The sequence below is a fragment of the Sorangium sp. So ce321 genome (genome assembly GCF_051530195.1).
Taxonomy (GTDB): domain Bacteria; phylum Myxococcota_A; class Polyangia; order Polyangiales; family Polyangiaceae; genus Sorangium.
The window spans coordinates 3262306-3279506 of sequence record NZ_CP150329.1; the positions used below are offsets into that span (position 1 = coordinate 3262306).

At 75.1% G+C, this 17201-nt stretch carries 13 protein-coding genes; 2 read left to right on the forward strand and 11 right to left on the reverse strand.

What is annotated here, in order from left to right:
* Positions 1–61: 61 nt before the first annotated feature.
* From WME89_RS12665 to WME89_RS12695, 7 genes are all read right to left on the reverse strand, one after another.
* Positions 62–1057: an ABC transporter permease gene (locus tag WME89_RS12665; protein ID WP_438009440.1), complete on the reverse strand. Its 996-nt coding sequence runs from the start codon at positions 1055–1057 to the stop codon at positions 62–64.
* Positions 1054–2583: an ABC transporter permease gene (locus tag WME89_RS12670; protein WP_438009441.1), complete on the reverse strand. Its 1530-nt coding sequence runs from the start codon at positions 2581–2583 to the stop codon at positions 1054–1056. The genes WME89_RS12665 and WME89_RS12670 overlap by 4 nt, the downstream gene beginning before the upstream one ends.
* A 16-nt stretch (positions 2584–2599) precedes the next feature.
* A complete protein-coding gene (locus tag WME89_RS12675; RefSeq protein WP_438011926.1) occupies positions 2600–4177 on the reverse strand; it encodes a trypsin-like peptidase domain-containing protein in 1578 nt (525 codons plus the stop codon).
* A complete protein-coding gene (locus tag WME89_RS12680) occupies positions 4177–5250 on the reverse strand; it encodes a S1 family peptidase (protein WP_437667334.1) in 1074 nt (357 codons plus the stop codon). The genes WME89_RS12675 and WME89_RS12680 overlap by 1 nt, the downstream gene beginning before the upstream one ends.
* Before the next feature lie 36 nt (positions 5251–5286).
* Positions 5287–7098, reverse strand: coding sequence for a Stp1/IreP family PP2C-type Ser/Thr phosphatase (locus tag WME89_RS12685; RefSeq protein ID WP_438009442.1), 1812 nt, complete (start codon positions 7096–7098; stop codon positions 5287–5289).
* A complete protein-coding gene (locus WME89_RS12690; RefSeq protein ID WP_438009443.1) occupies positions 7095–8906 on the reverse strand; it encodes an FHA domain-containing protein in 1812 nt (603 codons plus the stop codon). Before WME89_RS12690 ends, WME89_RS12685 begins: the two co-directional genes overlap by 4 nt.
* Positions 8907–9229: 323 nt before the next feature.
* Positions 9230–10066, reverse strand: a complete 837-nt coding sequence (locus WME89_RS12695) for a hypothetical protein (protein WP_438009444.1) — start codon at positions 10064–10066, stop codon at positions 9230–9232.
* A gap of 208 nt (positions 10067–10274) precedes the next feature.
* Between WME89_RS12695 and WME89_RS12700 the strand changes: the two genes are divergently transcribed.
* A complete protein-coding gene (locus WME89_RS12700; RefSeq protein ID WP_437667330.1) occupies positions 10275–10664 on the forward strand; it encodes a hypothetical protein in 390 nt (129 codons plus the stop codon).
* Between the two features lie 35 nt (positions 10665–10699).
* Here the strand turns inward: WME89_RS12700 and WME89_RS12705 are convergent, their stop codons facing one another.
* From WME89_RS12705 to WME89_RS12720, 4 genes are read right to left on the reverse strand one after another with little or no spacing between them, the layout of a single operon-like run.
* Positions 10700–11809: a tetratricopeptide repeat protein gene (locus tag WME89_RS12705; protein WP_438009445.1), complete on the reverse strand. Its 1110-nt coding sequence runs from the start codon at positions 11807–11809 to the stop codon at positions 10700–10702.
* Positions 11806–12909, reverse strand: coding sequence for a low-specificity L-threonine aldolase (gene ltaE, locus WME89_RS12710; RefSeq protein WP_438009446.1), 1104 nt, complete (start codon positions 12907–12909; stop codon positions 11806–11808). Before ltaE ends, WME89_RS12705 begins: the two co-directional genes overlap by 4 nt.
* Positions 12910–12963: 54 nt before the next feature.
* On the reverse strand, positions 12964–14538 hold the full coding sequence (locus WME89_RS12715; protein ID WP_438009447.1) for a GMC family oxidoreductase N-terminal domain-containing protein: 1575 nt from the start codon (positions 14536–14538) through the stop codon (positions 12964–12966).
* Positions 14535–15137: a hypothetical protein gene (locus WME89_RS12720; protein WP_438009448.1), complete on the reverse strand. Its 603-nt coding sequence runs from the start codon at positions 15135–15137 to the stop codon at positions 14535–14537. The genes WME89_RS12715 and WME89_RS12720 overlap by 4 nt, the downstream gene beginning before the upstream one ends.
* Before the next feature lie 195 nt (positions 15138–15332).
* Between WME89_RS12720 and WME89_RS12725 the strand changes: the two genes are divergently transcribed.
* On the forward strand, positions 15333–17018 hold the full coding sequence (locus WME89_RS12725; RefSeq protein ID WP_438009449.1) for a hypothetical protein: 1686 nt from the start codon (positions 15333–15335) through the stop codon (positions 17016–17018).
* Positions 17019–17201 lie beyond the last annotated feature (183 nt).

Sequence of the window (17201 nt, forward strand, 5' to 3'; positions counted from 1 at the left end):
TGCCTCGGGCGTGAAATGCGCGCCGCGCCGCCCGCGGCCGCCTCGCCGCCCCGCCCCGACCTCAGCGCGGCTTGCGCGAGCGCACGGTGCGCGCGTCGACGGCGTCGCGCAGCGCGTCGGCGATGAGGTACGAGCCGCCGACCGTGGCCAGGAGCAGGACGAAGGGGAACACGAGCAGCCGGATCTCGCTCGGGTGGCGCGCCGCCTGGCCCAGCGTCTCCCCCCACGACGCCACGCGGGTGGGCGCGCCCATCCCGAGGAACGAGATCGCCGCCTCGAGCAGGACCACGGACGCCACCCCGAGCACGGAGCTCACGATCGCGGGGCCGAGCGCGTTCGGGAGGATGTGGCGGTAGAAGACGCGCAGCCGCGTGCTGCCGAGCGCCTGCGCCGCCATCACGTACTCCTCGCTCGACGCGCGCAGCACCTCGGCGCGCACGAGGCGCGCGATCTCCGCCCAGCGGACGAAGGCGACCGCGAGCACCAGCGACAGCGCGGAGGGCTCGCGCTCGATGGCGCGCACGATCGCCACGACGAGGATCGCCGGGAACGTGTCGACCGTCTCGACGAGGCGGACGAGGCCGTCGTTCCAGAAGCCGCGCAGCGTGCCGGCGAGCCCGCCGAGGACGACGCCGAGGAACATGCCCACGAGCACCGCGCTCAGCGACAGGCCGAGCGCGGTGCGCGCGCCGTAGATCAGGCGCGCGGCGAGATCGCGGCTCTCGAAGTCCGTGCCGAGCGGGTGCGCGCGGGATGGCGACGCGTTCGGGCCGGCGTCGGTGCGCTGCTCCGGGCCGTAGCGGATCGGCGGCCAGATCGCGAGGCCGCCCTCGAAGCGCGCCCCGAGCTCGGCCTCGGTGAGCGACTCGAGCGTCGCGGACTCGGTGACCGCCGGGAGGATCTCGGCGCCGCCCGGCCCGAAGCGGGCGATCGGCGCGGGGGCGGCGAGCAGCTCGGCGAAGATGGCGAGCAGCGCGAGCACGCCGAGCAGGACGGCGCCGGCGGTGACGCGCTTGCTGCCGACCATCCGGCGAAGGAACGCCTCCGCGTGGGTCACGCCCCGCCCCTCCGGGAGAGCACCGCCGGGCCGAGCCGCGGGTCGATGAGCACGTACGCGAGATCGGTCGCGATCACGCCGAGCGCGGCGATGCCCGCGGCGCCGATGGAGATCGCCATGAGCCAGCTCACGTCGCGCGCCTGCACGGCGAGCAGGGTGAGCTCGCCGAGCCCGTGGAGCTCGAAGACGCGCTCCACGACGAAGGCGCCGCCGAGCGCCATCGGCGGCTCCAGGACGGCGAGCGTCACGACCGGGAGCACGGCGTTGCGCAGCGCGTGGACCGTGATGGCGCGCGCGGTGCCGGCGCCCCGCGCGCGCGCGGCCCGGATGAAGTCCTGCGTGAGGACCGCGACGAGCGCGGCGCGCTGCTGCCGCGTCGGCGCGGCGATGAGCGACAGCGCGATGAGGCACGTCGGCAGGAGCAGCGACTGCGTGCCGCCCGAGAGGAGCGCGGCGGCCACGGCCACGACGGCGGTCGGGAGGACGGCGAGCGTGAGCACGGCGGCCGCGACCGCGGAGTCGCTCCGCCGGCCGCGCGAGGCGGCGCTCAGCGCGCCGAGCGGCACGGCCACCGCGTAGGCGAGCGCGATCGCCCCGAACACGAGCGCGAGCGTGACCGGCGCGCGCCGCGCGAGCTCGTCGAGCACCGGCTCGCCGGTCGCCGCGACGCCGAGGCGGTGGGTGACCGCGCCGAGCGCCCACTTGCCGTAGCGCGTCTCGAGCACCGTCGCCGCGAGCCGCGTCGGGCCGGTGAACACCTCGAAGTCGCTGCGGTACACGTTCCAGAAGGACTTCCACCGCGTGACGCACGCGCGGGCCTCCGCGAGGTCGTCGCCCGGGGCGATCCGGTCGTCGACCTCGGCGATGTGCGCCGCGACGTCGACGAGCGCCTGCGCCTGCGCGAACGTCTCCGCGTCGCGCGGCGGCTGGAGCGCGGCGATCACCGGCTGCAGCGCGAACGTGTCGAGCTCGAGCAGCTCGGCGGCGCGCGACGTGGAGCCGTAGCGGACCAGGCGGCGTACCCCGCTCCGCACCGACGCGCTGCGGAACTCGATGCCGCGGTCGTCCCAGAAGCGCGTCCAGAAGGCGACCGCGTGCGCCGGGTCCGCGGCCTCCTCGGCCCTCGGCAGGCCCATCCGCGCCGCGACGGGCGCGAGCGCGAGGGCGACGCGCGTGCGCGGCTCGGGCGCGAGCGCGTCGAGCGGGAGGATGTGCGGCAGCGCGGCGCCGCCGAGGCGCCGCAGCTCGTCGGCCGCGGCCGCGGCGTCATCGCCGCCGTCGGCGATCGCCCGCGCTGCCTCGAGGGCGCGCAGGCGCACGTCGCGCGGCTCGAGGTTGATGAAGCGCGGGAGATCGAGGAAGCGCTCCCGGCGGAGCCGCGCCAGCTCGGCGCTGGACAGCGAGCTGGCGAGCAGCGGATCGTCGGTCGGGTCCGGGACGAAGGAGAGGACGAAGAAGGTCAGCAGCGAGACGCCCACGAGGGTGGGCAGCGTCCAGAGGAGCCGGCGGAGCGCGTGGCGGAGCATCTCTCTCGCGCGGGGGTCAGCGCAGGATGGCGTCGAGCAGGTCGATGCGCATCCCGAACTTGTAGGGGGAGGCCTTTACCACCTCCGTCTTCTGGCCGGAGATCGTCTCGTCGTTGCCCTCGAGGTACCCGCCAGCGTTGATGCCGATGACCTTGCCATCGCCGTTGAAGATGGGGCTCCCGTTCATGCCGCTCGTGCTGCGGGCGTCGTGCTGGATCAGCCAGGCCTCTGCGGCGGGCGCAGGCCGGCCGTTCGCGCCCGTGATCCGGCCGATGTTGGCGGCGAGGAAGGTGGCGACGGGGTTCGTGGCGTCCGTGAGCCGCTCCGGGAAGCCGATGAGGTACACGTCGTCGCCCGCGCCGGCCGCGGCGAGCTGCTCGCGGGTCGCGAGCTCCAGCACGGCGGCGGCGCGCCCCGCGATCGACACGACGCCGATGTCGGGGGTGAGCTGGTCCGCGCTGTCGCGGTACTGCGGGTGCGTCCGCATGCTGGTCACGGCGAAGCTTACCTGGCCCCGGCCCTCGTTCTCGAGCGCCACGATCGTGCCGCCGCGGCGCTTGGCCGCGGTGATGCAGTGCGCGTTCGTCGCGAGGATCGAGGGACGCACCGCGAACGCCGTGCAGAACCCCTCGCGCCCGGACGCGAGCATGAAGATCCCCTTTCTGGATCGATCGTGGAGGTTGCGCCCGAAGTTGGCGTTCGAGGGGTGAAGCGTCCCGAGGCGCTGCTCGATCTCCTTGCGCCGCGGGTCCTCCGGCGGGAGGCGCGCGAGCTCCGCGCGTAGCTGGCTGATCTCGTCGTGCGAGGAGCGGTTGTAAATGATGAGCGCGCCGAGGCTCGTGAGCGCGACGACGAGGAGCGAGGCGAGGACGTAGGTCGTGCGGCGCTGGCCGGCGGTCGCGGCGTGCACCTCCTTGTGGAGCATGGCGTTGATCTCGACGGTGCCGCGCGGCTTCGAGCGCCCCGTGGCGGCGGACACCGCCGAGGAGATCATCATCGCGATCGTCCGCTCGCCGACCCGCCGCGAGCCAGCCGGCGGCGCGGCCGGCACGCGCCCCGGGTGAGCGCCGGCGGGCGCGGGGTACGCCGCGGGCGCGGGGTACGCCGCGGGCGCAGCGTGGCCGGCGGCGGGCGCGGCGTGGCCGGCGGAAGGCGCGGCGTGCGCGGGGTAGCCCGCGTGCGCAGGGTACGCCGCGGGCGCGGGGTAGCCCGTGGGCGGCGCCGGAGGGGCCGCGGCGAGCGCGGGGTGCGCCGGCGCCGCGTGCGTCTGGGGAGGACCGGGCGCGCGGCGCTCCACCAGCTCGAGCTGCACCCGCGGCCCCTTCGCGCCGAACGTGATCTCGTCGCCCGAGGCGATCGGGTGCCGCTTGATCCGCTGCCCGCCCGCGTAGGTCCCGTTGCGGCTGTCGAGATCGTAGAGCACCCAGCCCGCCGCCTCGAGGCGCGCCTCCGCGTGGTGGCTGCTCGCGTCGCGGTCGTGGTTCGGGTCGAACACGACGTCGTTGTCCGGCGCGCGGCCGAAGCGCACCACGCGCCTGTCATGGAGCTCCACCGACCCGGCGTTGCGCCCGAAGGTGTGCACGACGCGCAGCATCACGGCGCGGGGACCCCCTGCAGTAGATCGATGCGCATCCCGATCCGGAACGGCGAGCTCTGCGTCACCTTCGTCTTGCGCCCATCGATCGTCACGTCGTCTTCGTCGTCGATGTGCGCCGCGTGGATGCCGATCACGTGGCCGTACTGGTTGAAGATGGGGCTCCCGCTGTTGCCCCCGCGCGTCACCGCGTCGTGCTGGATGAGCACGGCGCGATCCGGCGTCGTCGCCTCGTCGTCGAGGCCGGTCACCCGCCCGATGCGGCCCTCCAGGAACGTCGCCGAGGGGCTCAGCGGGTCCATCAGGCGGCCGGGGAAGCCGATGACGTAGGCGTCGTCGCCCGGCCCGATGGCCCGCAGCTCGGCGTCGTTCGCGAGCGTCACCGCGCGCGGCGCCTTGCCGTCGATGCGGAGCAGGGCGACGTCCGGCGAGCCGGCGCCCGCCTGCCCGGACTTGTACGCCGGGTGGGCCGACATCGCGACGATGCGGAGGCGGGTCTTCCCCATCGAGTCGTTCTGCGTGACGATCGGCGTGCCGCCGCGCGCGCGGCAGTCGCGGACGCAGTGCGCGTTCGTGGCGAGCAGGTTCGGCGCGATGGCGAACGCCGAGCAGCAACCGCCGATGCGGTTATCCGCCATGTAGCCCATCACGTAGAGCGCCAGCCGGTTCTGCTCGAAGATGGCGCGGCCCGAGAGCACCTGCTCCGGGATCGCGCCCGACGGTCGCGCCGCGGGAGCGCGCCCCAGGCCGACCTCGCGCGCCAGCGCGTCCGCCGCGCGCCGCGACCGGTACGCGACCACGCCCGCCACCGCCACCGCCACGAGCGCCGCGACGACGCCGAGCCCGAGGAGCAGGTTGTTGCGCGCCACCCGGCGCCTCGCCTCGTCGGCCTTCGCGCGCACGAGCGCGACCGCCTTGTCCTCGCGCTGCATCGCCTGCACGACGGCATCCCTGACGATGCGCTGCGCGGTCTGCACGTCGACGCCCCCGTCCGCGTCCGGGGGGCGCGGCGGCGACCCTTCCTGCGGGGCGGCCGGGGTCTGCCGGGCACGCTTGTCGTTGCTGCGCAGCATGGCGGTGGAGGCGCGCGCGCGTGCGCCGCGCGCGGCCTAACGAAGCAGGTAGTAGCCGGCGATGGTAACGCACGCGACAGCGCTCACGATCATCAAGATCACGAGCCACTGCGGCGCTCCGTCGGTCGGGATCATGATCGGCTCGTCGCCCTGGACGGGCGCGCGGGCGTTGCGCTCGTCCAGGGCGTCGTCCGGCGCCAGGACGGAGAAGGCGCGATCGTACTCGTCGCTTTCCTCGCCCATGTCGCCGTCCGAGCTGCTCAGCCACGACTTCGGCGAGGGAGGCCGCTGCGAGATCTTCTTCTCGTCGAGCTCTTTCACCTTGCGCGCCGGCTCGGACGCGACCGAGTTCTGGGCCAGGAGGTGCTCGGGCAGCTGGTACTTCTGGTAGCGGAGCTCCTCGATGTCCTCGAGCTCCGGCGGGGCGAGCCCGTCGCCGTCGAACTTCGCGACCACCACCGTGATGTTGTCGTGGCCGCCGGCCTGGTTGGCCCGATCCGTCAGCACCTTGCAGGCCTCGATGGGGTCGTCGACGGTCCGCAGCACCTCGCGGATCTCCTCGTTGCGCACCATGCCCGAGAGCCCGTCGGAGCAGAGCATCAGCGTGTCGCCGCTCTTGAGCGCGACGTACGTGAGATCGACCTGCACCGAGTCCGCCGTGCCGAGCGCCTGGAGGATGATGTTGTTGTGCTCGAACGTCTCGGCCTCCTCCTCCGTGAGCTGGCCGGCCTCGATGAGCTGGTTCACGAGCGACTGGTCGCGCGTCACCTGCACGAGCCGATCGCCGCGCAGGACGTACGCGCGGCTGTCGCCGACCTGGCCGAGGAACAGGTGATCGTCCATGAGCGCGGCGATGGTGGACGTGGTCCCCATCCCCCGCCTGGTCCGATCGAGCTTCGCCTCGCTGAAGATCCTGAGCCCCGCGGCCTCGATCGCCTGCACCAGCCGCGCCGCGAGCTCGTCGTGGTTCTGCGGGGGGCCGCCGGCGCTCATCCGCTGGTAGATGATGTCGACCGCGAGCTGGCTCGCGACCTCGCCGGCAGCGGCGCCGCCCATGCCGTCGCACACGCCGAGCAGCGCCCCCCGCTCGCCGATGACCTGGTAGCGGTCCATCTCCATCAGGCCGCGGCTCGCCTTCGTGAGGTCCGCGACGATGAAGTTGTCCTCGTTGTGCTCGCGGACCTGGCCCACGTCGGTCCGGCCGAATAGCCGCAGCACGACCTCGGGGCGACGCGGCTCGTCCGGCGCTGCAGCCTCGCTGTCCATGTCTTCGGGGCGCCCCGCGCCCTCGCCCCCCTCGTCGCCTGCCGAGCCGTCGCCGTGCGCGGCCTCCGCGGCGGGGGTCTCGTCGAACGCGCCGTCGCCGTACGAGGTCGCGATCGCCGGTGCCGCGTGGGCGGCCTTTGCCCGGGCGGCGGCCGCGGGCGCGTCGGGGGTCACGGCGTCCGCGAGGTCGTCCGACCTCGTCACGCCGCCATCGGAGTCCTCGTCGCGCGACCCGCTCGCGGTGAGCCGCACCCGCGGCGGCGGAGGGAGCTTCCTCCCGACCTTGTCGGGGATCGGGGTGCTGGGCGCTTTCACGGGCTTCACAGCGATGCCAGCCTTCTGCTCGCGCGCGGCGCTCGTGGCCGGACGCATCTTGGGCGGCGGGGGCGGCTTCCAGTTCACGGGCTTGCCTGCTTCCACAGACCCCGCCTTGCCGGACTCGAGCGACGCGGCGCCGAGCGGGGAGTCACCAAGGGCCTTGCCCGCGTTGCCGCTCGAGTCGGCCCCTACCGACGCTGCGCTCGGGAGCCCATCGACTTCCAGCGCCTCGGTGGGCGTTTCGCGGACGGTCTGGTCGCTCATCGGGGGAGATCCACGCGGAACAGGTGCTGCCCGATGCGCACGAAATCGCGATCCACGAGGCTGACGTCCTCGCGGATGGCGACGTAGGTCCCGTTCGACGAATCCAGGTCGGTGAGCGTGAACTCGCCCGTCGCCGGGTTCCTCCGGATGGCGGCGTGGCGTCGCGAGAGGAACGGATCGGCCGTGAACACGATGTCTCCCGTCTCCCGTCCGATCACCGTTTCATCCCGGTAGAGGTGGTACACGTCCCGCGTCACGCCCTCCACCGTCTTCTGGCAGAGTCTCGCCCGCCGGTGGATGGCGGGCGAGCCAAACAGCAACGTTCCATGCTGGATCGCATGGCCGAGGCCTCGCTCCCCGTCGCTCACGGTCTGAAACTGTAACACCTCGAGCCCCAGGAGGAGCAAGTCGCCATCTCGGAGGGCGTGCGTCTTCCTGATGCGCAGGTAGATGCGGTTCACGCTGCCCAGGTCCCGGAGAACCCAGGAACCGCTCTGCGGAATGATCCGCGCGTGCCGCGGCGAGACGTACTGGTCGTCCTCGAGGAGGATGTCCCCCTCGCTGCGGCCGATGTCGATCTGCGTGCCCGCGAGCGGAAAGCTCTTCCCCTCGGTCCCGTCTTCGACGATCACGATGAGCTTGCCCTCGGGCGCCCGGGCGGGCCGGGTGTCAGCCGGGACCCACGCCGGCGGGCGAACCGAGTAGGACGCCCGCAGCGGGGCGAGCGGGATCTGAGAGGGCGGCGGTGTGCTGCCCGTGTCGGTCGAGCTCGGCTTGGCGGGCTCGCCCTGCGGCAGCCGCGGTGGGTCGCGCCCGACCTCCGGGGCGGACGGTCGGTCGGCGACGGCCCTGGCAGGGCGCTCCGAGGTGGACCGCTCGCCGTCGAGCGGCGCCCCGCAGTACTTGCAAAACCGGGTGCCCGCCATGCACTGGCCGTGGCAGCGCGCGCACTCGACCGGCGGGGCGGGCGTCTGGCGCGACGACGCGATGTCGAGCACCGGCGAGCCGACGATCTTGTCATGGGCGCCCCCGCCGGCTGGCGGAGCGGGCAGCCGTGGGGGCGGCAGGGCGACGGGCGGCAGCGGCGGAGGGGCCGGTTTGCCCGGCGGCGAGCCGCCGGGGGCCTGCCGCTGGATCTCGGACCCACCGGCGCGATCGTCGCGCGGCGCGGCGTCGGGCGGGGGCGGGTGCCGGAGAGCGGCGTCGGGCGGGGGCGGGTGCCGGAGAGCGGCGTCCTGGAGCCCGCGCGCGGTCGTCTCGATCTTCTCGAGCGGCGGGTGCGCAACGTACGGCGCTTCAGGGGAGAGCGCGGCGTCCGGGTCGCTGCCCCTTGCCTTCCGGGGCGCCGGGTCCGTCGAGGGCGGGGGGACCGCTGGGGGGGGGACCGCCAAGGCGGGGGGGACCGCCAAGGCGGGGGGGACCGCCAAGGCGGGGGGGACCGCCAAGGCGGGGGGGACCGCCAAGGCGGGGGGGACCGCCAAGGCGGCGCCGTCCTTCTTGTGCAGCGGCGCGCCGCACGTCACGCAGTAGCGGTAGCCCGGGGGGTTGTCTGCATCGCAGCTCGCGCACGACAGCCCCAGCAGCGCGTCGGTGATCGTGGGCGTCGCGGGCGGCACGTGCGCGTCGACCCGGTCCGTGACCCTCGGCGCTTGCAGGGCCGGCGCCATCTGGATGGCGCTGCCCAGGGCGCCCGAAGCCACCGTCGAGGCGCCCTCGCGCGCCGGGCGGGACGTCACCTCCGCGCGGCCGTGCACCGCCTGCATCGCGGGCTCCGTCCTCGCCGAGCTGATCGGGCTGAACGAGAACACCGGCGCCTCCGGGCGAAGTCGTCCCGGGGCGTGGCGCGCCCCCGGCGTACGGCCGGCCGCGCGCGCGTCGTTCGCCGGAGCCTCCTCGGGCTGCGCTGGCGCGGACAGGGCCGGGAGCGACACCTGCGGCAAGCCGCTCGGCGGCGTCGGCGGAGCGACCCGCGCCTCGCGAGCCTTGAGCCGTCGGCCGCAATCCTGACAGAACGTCAGATCGCCAGCATTCTCGCGACCGCACACATCGCAGATCACGCTGCCGAGGGGACCGCGGAGCGACGGTCGAGTCAAGTAGACGGTGCGTTCTCTCGAGCAGGCAGGGGAGCCGCTCAGCGCCGACCGAGCTCGGTCCGCACCTCGAGCAGGAGCTCGAAGCCGACGAACTGCGCGATGGCGGTGGCCCGCTCGTAGTTGGCCGTGTCCTTCCAGCCCGCGAGCAGCACCGGCCGGTACACGCAGCTCACGCCGAACACCGCCCGGCGCGACACCTCCAGCTCGACGCCGACGCCGCCGAAGATGAGCGCGCCGCCCGTCTCGACGCCCCACTCGTTGCCGTAGACGACGCCGCCGATCCCGGCGGAAAAATACGGCGCCGCGCGGTAGCCGATGTCCGGCATGTACCTCATCTCGGCGCGCAGCTGCTGGAAGATTCCAAGCCGGTAGAGGTTGCTCGAGTCCATCTTGGTGAACTGGTACGCCCCGCCGAAGTACCAGGGGCCAGGCGAGCGGTAGCCGCTGCGGATCGCGAGCCCGCCGCCGCTGCCGAGGATGCACGAGTACAGGGGCCCCGACCGCGGGCACGCCGCGCCGGCGTCGAGGCTGATCTCCGCCGCGAGCGCGACGCCGTACTGCGCGTACTCGACGTGCAGCGGCGGCGGCCGGGTCGCGAGCTGCACGCGCGGGCTGAGGGGAGGAGGCTGCGCGGTCGCGGCGCCGTCCTCCTGCGCCTCGATCGCGTCGTCCGCCTCGGGCGCGGCGGGGTCGCCGCCGGTGCCTTGGTCCACGGCTCCCGCCGTCCGGGCGCCGGCGGGAGGGGTCGGCGCGGCGCGCGGGAGCGCGCCCTCGACCTTGCCTCCGGGAGGCGCGGCCGCGGCTGTCGAGGACAGCAAGGCGCCGGCCGCGATGATCGCGACCGGAAGCGCGCCGGGCGGAGGTCGTAGACGCACGAGTTGCTTGAGATACGCGAGAGATCTGCCGCGGGCAACGCTCCTCCGCGGCGCGGGCGGCGGGGCGCCGGCGCCCGGGGGCCTCTGCGCCGCGGGGCGCGCCCCCGGAAAAGGGGGTGCGGGGGAGCGAGCCGAGCGGTCTCTTGAAGCTCGACGCCATACGCCGCTTGACGGCAGCTGCGAGGGTCGCCTAAACGAAGCCACCTTCATGGAGATTCACCTCGACAAGCGTGCCGTAAAGCAGATCCGCCTCTCTGCGGCGGATGCCGTTGAGGAAGGCGACACCGAAGCGCTGCGCGAGGACGTCCTCGAGGCGTTCTCGGAAGAGCAGGTCGAAGAGATCGAGCGTCGTCTGGACAGCGGTGATTTTTTTGAGTTCTTGACTGACGTGCTCGATGAGTGGGGGGGCGACGACGTGGACGAGCTCTTCGAGCTCCTCGAGACGCAGCTCGGGGACATCGGCATCGACCTCAAGTACGAGCCGCGCGAGGACGACGACGACCTCGACGAGGCCGATGACGACGACCTCGGCGACGACGATGAGGAGGGCGAGGACGACGACGCCGAGCTGGAGCCCGCGGACGAAGAGGACCCCTGAGCGCGGGCGGGCGCCGTCACGGCGGCGCCCCGGCGTCAAGGTTCCTTCTTGCCGTCGAGCTCGCGGAGGATGTAGTCCGCGCACGGGCTCTTCGCGGCCGGGAGCGACGGGCAGATCGCGTGCGCGCAGCGCGCGTAGCGCGACTCGGGGAGCTCCCGGACGATCAGGGCCGCGGTCGCGCAGGCCTCCTCGGCCCTGCCGTCCTCGCGCCACAGCTTCGCCTCGGTCCATAGCGCGTCGTCGCGCAGGATGGACGCGGGGTGGTCCGTGTAGAGCTTGCGCAGCTCGCGCCGCGCGGCCGCGCGGTCGCCGAGCGCTTCGCTGTAGAGGCGCGCGATCTCGAGCTGCGCGTCGTCGAACTTCCCGCGGTCGTAGCTGCCGGTAAGGGCGGACTCGCGCGCGGCGAGCATCTCTCGCAGGTAGCCGATGGCCTCCTCGGGGCGCCCGAGCGCGGCGGCGAGCTCCGCGGCGTGGAAGAGCGCGTCGTCCGTCAGGCTGCCGGCGGGGTACGGGTGCGCGCGCGCGGCGGCGACGAGCGCGCGCAGCGCGCCCTCGCGATCGCCGCCCTGCTCGAGGAGGAGCGCCTCGTGGTAGGCGACGTCCTGATCGAGCTCCGTCCCGCGGAGCGCGGGGGCCTGCTGACGCAGCCAGGCGAGCGCGCCGCCCGCTCCGGCGCGCTCCTCCTCGCGCCGGATGAGCCGCTTCAGCGCGTTGCGCGCGAGCCCGTGCGACGGGTGGCGCCGCGTCGCCGCGAGCAGCATCGCGAAGCCCGCGTCCGCGTCGCCGTGCTCGATCGCGAGATCGGCGAGCTCGAACTCCGCGCGCTCCGAGCGCGGCCCGTCCGGCGAGTCGGCGAGCAGCCGCTCGTACGACGCGCGCGCCTCGCCCCAGGCCTCCGCCCGCTCGAAGGCGCGCGCCTGCATGAGCCGCGCCTCGTCGCGGTCCTTCACGAGCAGCGCGCGCGACGCCGCGCCGTCGAACGCGCTGGCCGCCTCGCGGTAGCGCCCCGCGTGGTAGGCGCGCTCGCCGGCGGCGATCGCGGCGAGGTACGCGTCGCCGCGCGCCGGCGCGCACGCGGGGCCGAGCAGCGCGGCGATCGCGAGGGCGAGCGCCGGCGCGGAGGCGTTCGCGGCGCGGCGGCTCATGCGCGCACGCCCGCGCCGTCGCGATCGAGCGGCTGCGCCAGCGCCTCGGCGAGCGCCTCGGCGAGCGCGCTCGCCGCGAGCGCGACCTGCTCGGGCGCGACGTCGAGGTGGGTCACGGCGCGGACGGCGCTCCGGCCCGCCGCCCCGACGAGCACGCCGCGGCGCCGCGCGGCGTCGACGAGCCGCTCGGCCGGGACGCCGGGCGTGTCGATGTAGAGGATGTTCGTCTCGGGCTCCTCGATCGTCGCGGGCGGCGGCGCGGTGGAGGGCTCCGCGGCGGCGCGGCGCGCGACCTCGCGCAGCGCGCGGGCGATCGCGCGCGCTGCCTCGTGGTCCTCGGCGATGCGGTCCTGGTGGTGCGAGAGCGCGTACAGCGCGGCGGCCGCGAGCACGCCGGCTTGCCTCATCCCGCCGCCGAGCATCTTCCGGAAGCGGAGCGCGGCGCGCACGACGTCGGCGCTGCCGCACAGCGCGGACCCGACCGGGGCGCCGAGCCCCTTCGAGAAGCAGACGCTCACCGTGTCGAACGGCGCCGCGAGCTCGGCGACCGGTCTGCCGCAGGCGACCGAGGCGTTCCAGATGCGCGCCCCGTCGAGGTGGAGCGCGAGCCCGTGCGCGCGCGCGACCCTCGCGATCGCGAGCACGTCGTCCTGCGGGAAGACCCGGCCGCCGGCGCGGTTGTGGGTGTTCTCGATCGCGACGACGCGCGTGCGCGGCAGGTAGTAGAGCGGCGGCTTGATCGCGTCCTCCACGTCCCCCGCCGTGAACAGGCCGCCGCGGCCGGCGAAGACGAACTGCACGCCGCTCCACGCGGGCGCGGCGCCGCTCTCGTAGAAGGCGCAGTGCGCGCCCTCGCCCGCGATCACCTCGTCGCCGCGCTGCGTGTGGCAGAGGAGCGCGATCTGGTTGCCCATCGTCCCGCTCGGCACGAACAGCGCGGCCTCCTTGCCCGTGAGCTCCGCGACGCGCTCCTCGAGCCGGCGCACGGTGGGGTCCTCCCGGTACACGTCGTCGCCGACCTCGGCCGCCGCCATGGCCGCGCGCATGGCCTCGGTCGGTCGGGTCACGGTGTCGGAGCGGAGATCGATCATCGCCTGCATGCTGGAACCTCGGCTGTAGGTCGGGGCCGACACGTTAGCACCGCGCCATTGCCCCTACGCGGGGCTCGCCGCCGCGAGCCGCGGGAACCGCTCGGCCATCCGCCACGCGATGCGCGTCGCCATCGCCATGATCGGCACCTGCGAGTTCACGCCGATGCTCGTGGGGAGGATGGAGCCATCGGCCACGAAGAGCCCCGGCAGCTCGAAGCACTCGCCGCTCTGGTCGACGATGCCGCGCCGCGGATCGTTCGCCACGCGCGCGCTCCCGAGCGGGTGGAACGCCATGCACTCGATGCGGCGCGCGTCCACGGGGGCGCGCTCGTCCGCGAGCGCGGCGTCCATGGACGTGATCGGCGGGGCGCCGAGCAGCGCGGTGTAGACCTCGCGCGCGCCGGCGGCGAGCGCCATCTCGCTGAGGATCGTGATGGCGCGGCGGAGCCGCGCGAGATCCCGCGGCGCCATCGCGTACGAGACGAGCGGCTCCCGGCCCAGGCCGCGGCGGACGCGGCCGCCGCCCTCGTCGTGGATCATGGCGCCGAACACCGCGCAGCGCGGGAGCGCGCGGACGCGCCGCCGCAGCGCGGGCCCGACGCCGGGCAGGCCGGCCGCGAGCACGTTCACCGCCGAGTACACCCCGACGAGCTTGATCCCCTCGGCGTCGAAGTGGTCGGAGTAGACGCTCTGGAGCGCGCCGTCCCAGCCGTTCAGGGTGTCGTCGAACCGCGCGACCACGCGCACCGCGGGGTGCAGCGTCACGTCGTTGCCGAGCGCGCCGCTCGCCCTGAACGCGCCCGCGGTGCCGAGGAGCAGCGGCGTGTGCAGCGTGCCGCACGCGGCGACGACGACCTTCGCGCGCACCCGGAACCGGCGCGGCGGCGCGCCCGGCTCGCCGCCGAGCAGCCGACCCTCGACGCCGGCGGCGCGCCCGCGCGCCACGGTGATCCGCTCGACCAGCGCGTCGGCGACGACGCGCGCGCCGCCCGCGACGGCCGAGGGCAGGTAGGCGATGTCCACCGAGCGCTTCGCCCCGGCGGGGCAGGTGAAGTTGCACCGGCCGTTCCCCTCGCACGCGTCGCCTGTGTTGCGGCGGAGCGGGCGCATCGGGATGCCGAGCCGCCGCGCCCCCTCGACGAACCGCGCCGTCGACGCCGAGCGCAGCGCCTCGGGGACCTCGCGCACGTGGAGCCGCTGCTCGACGCTGTCGTACGCCGCCTCGAGCGCGCGCTCCGACAGCTCGTCGAGGCCGAGGTCGCGCACCCACCGCGCGTGCACGCTGCCCGGGATGCGGAAGCAGACGCCGCCGGTCACCACCGACGAGCCGCCGACGGCGCGCCCGAGGGTGAGGGAGATGATCGGCGTCTGGCCCACGCCGAGCGCGGTGAGCATGCCGCCCTCGCGGAACAGCCGCCGCAGCGACTCGCTGGGCTTCCAGCGCTGGTAGTCGTCAGGGCGGTAGTAGGGGCCCTCCTCCAGCACGATCACGCGGCGCCCCGCCTCGGCGAGCAGCGCCGCGACGACCGCGCCGCCGGCGCCGGAGCCGACCACGACGACGTCGCACGCCTCGTCGAACCCGTCCGGCAGGTCGCGCCCGCTGACGATCGGCTCGCTCGACGCGATGGCGCTGCTCACGCCGCCCCCTCGGCGCCCGGCGCGGCGGGCTGCGCGCGCGCGGCGTCGTCGGGCGACGCCGCGCGCGCGAGGGCCGCGGGCGGCGCGTCCGCGGCCGGGCGGAGCGCGGGCAACCTGCGGCGCGCCGCGGTGCTCTCGCGGTCGAGGCCGGTCAGCGCGAGCTCCGTGCCCTCCTCGAAGGCCGGGATGCACAGCGGCACCTTGAACGCGAGGAGCAGCATGGCGAGGAGCCCGACGCGGCTCGACTCCAGCGCCTCGAGGTAGGCGAGCCGCCTGCCGAGCGGGAGCCGGCTCATCCGGCCGAGGGCGCCGATCACGAACGGCGGCAGCAGCTCGAGGCAGGCGGCCAGCAGCGCGAACCCGCGCCGGGTCTCGGGGCTGGCCTGCCCGAGCGAGAGATCCAGCGCCGCGACAGCGCGCTCGCAGACCCCCGCGCCCGGCGGGACGAGCTCCCCGCGCTCGTCCTCATCGCAGAGCATCGCCTCGGCGGCGGCCCACGCGACGCGGCGCGCCCACGGCGATAGCCCTCGCCCGGGGCGGTCCAGCCGATCGAGCCCTCGCGCAGCGCGCTCGCCGGCGCCCTCCACCGCGTCGTGCATGGCCGCGAGAGCCTAGCCCGGATCCGAGACGTTCGCGCGTCGTTGCATAACGACACACTGGCGGTTCGCCGTGGCGCGTCGAAGAAGCTCGGATCGAGCCGAGCGGGAGCGCCCTTCGCGGCGGCGCGCGCGGGCTGCCCGTCGCCGATCCGGTTCTGGTATGCAGCAGAGCGGCCAGGGGGACACGGAGGAACGATGGCGGAGCGATCGCTGCAGCACCGAGATCCTGACACCAAGGACGACGAGACGCTGAGGAGAGAGGCGCGCGTGCACCTCGCGAGCGAGCCGGCGCTGCAGCTCGTGGCCGAGCTGATCGCGCGGCTGCGGGAGCTCGACCTGCCGTGGTGGACGCCGGTCAAGCTGCGCGAGCGCTTCGGCGCGGTCGAGCGGATGGGCTGGTTCCGCGAGCGGAGCGACGTTCGCCAGCAGATCACGACGTCGCTGACCGGCCTCTCGCCGCGCGCCGCGCGCCGCAAGACGCCGGACTTCCAGGGCGCCCTCATCGACTCCGTCATCGACGAGGGCGACATCACCCCGCGCTCGTTCGAGGCCGCGTTCGATCCGCGCGACATCGCCGTGTACGGCCCGGCCGGCGGGTACTGGCAGTTTTTCCGTGAGTCGATGCCGTGGGACCAGGACACGCCGCAGCACCAGGAGATCGTCGCCTGGCTGCTCAAGGCGCTGCTCGCGGACCGGAGCCCGTTCGAGGGCATCGGGAGGACGCCGATCCTGACGCCGTGGGACGTGCGCACGGCGATCGACGGCCGGCTGTGGCAGACCCGGATCCCGCTCGAGGTCCGCGTCGCCATCGACAACGCGCGGCTCAAGCAGGAGCGCGAGCGCCCGGGCGTGCCGTTCCACGCCGACGGCGAGCTCGCGATCGCGGGGCCGGACGTCATCGCCGCGAACATCCCCCCGCGCGAGATCCTCCCCGTGGTGCAGCTCGCGCAGAAGGCGATGCGCTTCGACGCGTCGCGCGCCGCCGCGCCGAAGGCGGAGACGCCGCGCGCGGCGCCGGCGGAGGTGTCCACCGGCCGCAGCGGCGCGATCGCCGCCGCTCCGCCGGCCGCCGCCGCTGCAGCCGCCGCGTCTCCGCCGGGCGCCGCGGGCGCGCCGGCAGCGCCCGCGCCCGGCGCGCCCGCGGCGGCGTCGCCCCCCGTCTCGTCCGGCGCCGCGCCCGCCTCGAAGCCGGCGACGTCGCTCTCCGCCTCGCCTGTGTCGGCGCCGGCGCCCGTCTCGTCCGGCGCCGCGCCCGTGTCGGCGCCGGCCCCCGCCTCGCCGGGCGGCGCGACCGATCTCGGCCAGGCCGGCAAGCCCGCCGCGAGCGCCGCTCCGGCCGTGGCTCCCTCCGGGACGACAAGCTCGCCGCCGGGGACCCTCCCGGCGTCGGTGAGCAGCCCGCCGGGCGGCTCTCCCGCGGCGAGGGCCGCCGGGAACATCACGCCGCCGAGCGCGATCGTCGCGAGGCCGTCGCCCGCGGCGGGCGCCTCGCAGGGCGTCGAGCCTCCGCGCGGCCGGCTGCCGAGCGACCCCGGCGCCTCGTCGGCGCGCGCGTCGACGCCGCCTCCGCCCCCCGCGTTGCGCGCGTCGACGCCGCCTCCGCCCCCCGCGTCGCGCGCGTCGACGCCGCCCGCGCCCCCTGCGCCGCGCGCGTCGACGCCGCCCGCGCCGAGCGCCGCGTCGGCGGCGGCGGGGGTCGAGTCGCTCGACGACCTCGAAGCGGAGGACGGCGACGCAGACGACGCCAGCGCGGCGGAGAGCGAGCGCACGAACCCGTGGGCGGTCTCGGCCTCCGAGAGGCCCGAGAAGCTCGACGACGACCTCGACGACCTCGGGCCGGTGGAGCTGCCCGAGGGCGGAAAGCCGTCCACCCGGACGTAGCGCGCCGCTCCGTCGCGGCACGGCGCGCCGCTCCATCGCGACGCCGCGCGCGGCCGTCTACACACTTCTTCACGCGCGGTCCCGCACGCCCTTCACACGCCCTGCGCAGCTTCGACGTGGATCGAGGCCGCGCGTCTGCGGCTTCGAGCCTCGCAGCCCGGGGCCGCGCGTCTGCGGCCCCGG